This window comes from [Chlorobium] sp. 445, assembly GCA_002763895.1.
Taxonomy (GTDB): Bacteria; Bacteroidota; Chlorobiia; order Chlorobiales; family Thermochlorobacteraceae; genus Thermochlorobacter.
Genome location: NSLH01000077.1, coordinates 1 through 1216 on the forward strand (window position 1 = coordinate 1; position 1216 = coordinate 1216).

The window sequence follows — 1216 nt, forward strand, 5'->3', positions numbered from 1 at the left end:
CACATAGACTGAGTATTGATGCATTGAGAAGCCATCAGAGAGCAAAAATTTCCGAAAGGTTGTGTAGGCTTTTTTTTGCGCGGGCGTGAGCGTTGGCAAGTCGAAGGTTACGATAATCCACATAGATCGGTAGGCGCTAAAGTTTCGCTTAAAGTGTTCACGTTCTTTATTCATCTGTGTCGTCGTTTGGTTGATTAGGCTCAGGTGCGATGAAACGTGGATAAATCATTTCGCTAGCTTCACCTTGAAAACATCGGACAAGTGAGGCTGTGGTTTGCGAGAGTGCGACCAAGAGCGGGCTACGCTCTCCCAGCATATCGACAGGCAAGGTCAGCACTTGCAAGAGTTCGCGTTTATGCTCTTTGGTGAGTTCGAAGAGTTCGCGGGTTTTATCGCGTCTTTGCCAGAGCCGCTGAACTGTGAAGTCGACGAAGGGTCGATAGGGTTCCATGATATCATCGGCAAGACAGAAGGCGTTGTATCGGTTTTGGTGCTGAATGCCAACTGTTGGGAGCAATCCTGAACTAACGAGTGCGCGGGCGACGGCAGCGCGCAGCACGGCATAGCCGTAGTTGAGCAAATTATTGGGCGGCGCGCCGAAGCGGTCTCTTGAAAAGGCTTCGCCTTCGAAGAGCGATTTCCAATAGTGCTTTGCGGCTTGTGCTTCGCGGTTGCCTTTATCGCCGCTTTGCACTTGTTTGGCAAGCCGCCGCAGGGTTTCTGCCGTTTTCCCTAAATGCTCCAAGAGCAAGGCTTGATTGAGGATTTTCGCTGCAACGGTCTGTCGCCAAAGTTGTTTTTTGAGCGGCAGTTTTGCTTCCAGTTGCGCAAGGAAGCGTTCGGTTTGAACCGAATTGGCATCGAGCGGCAAGAGCAACCCCGCAGGCAGATGTTGCGCATCGCACACTACCACCGCCGCATTGTAGGCAGTGAGTTTTGCCAGTGCGGCGGCGGTGAGCGTTACTTCGGGGCTTTCCAGCATCAAAACGCCAATATCTTCCATCGGAATTCGAATTTCCTCTTCAGCCTCACGCATTTTCACCACAAGTTGCTCAAAGCGCGTGGAGAGATATGCCGGCGTTGTAAATAAAAGCGTGCGTTTTATCATATCATCGGCTTATTGTAGATTGATGACACATCTGAGTTTATTACACTTTAGTCACACCATCGGCTCCGAAACAGGTTTAATCTCACCTAACACATTAACTTTGACTTT

At 50.0% G+C, this 1216-nt stretch carries 2 protein-coding genes; both read right to left on the bottom strand.

Annotated features, from left to right (window positions below):
• The coding region (gene cas2 / locus CMR00_12825) for a CRISPR-associated endonuclease Cas2 (protein PIO46983.1) at positions 1–174 on the bottom strand (174 nt) is incomplete at its 3' end.
• Positions 167–1108 (bottom strand): subtype II CRISPR-associated endonuclease Cas1, encoded by a 942-nt coding sequence (locus CMR00_12830; GenBank protein ID PIO46984.1) that lies wholly within the window; start codon positions 1106–1108, stop codon positions 167–169. The genes CMR00_12830 and cas2, both read right to left, overlap by 8 nt.
• Positions 1109–1216: the final 108 nt, after the last annotated feature.

Bases quoted from the DNA above. Each gene is read 5' to 3' on its own strand.
- CMR00_12830 (PIO46984.1), bottom strand. From the start codon at position 1,108: ATGATAAAACGCACGCTTTTATTTACAACGCCGGCATATCTCTCCACG.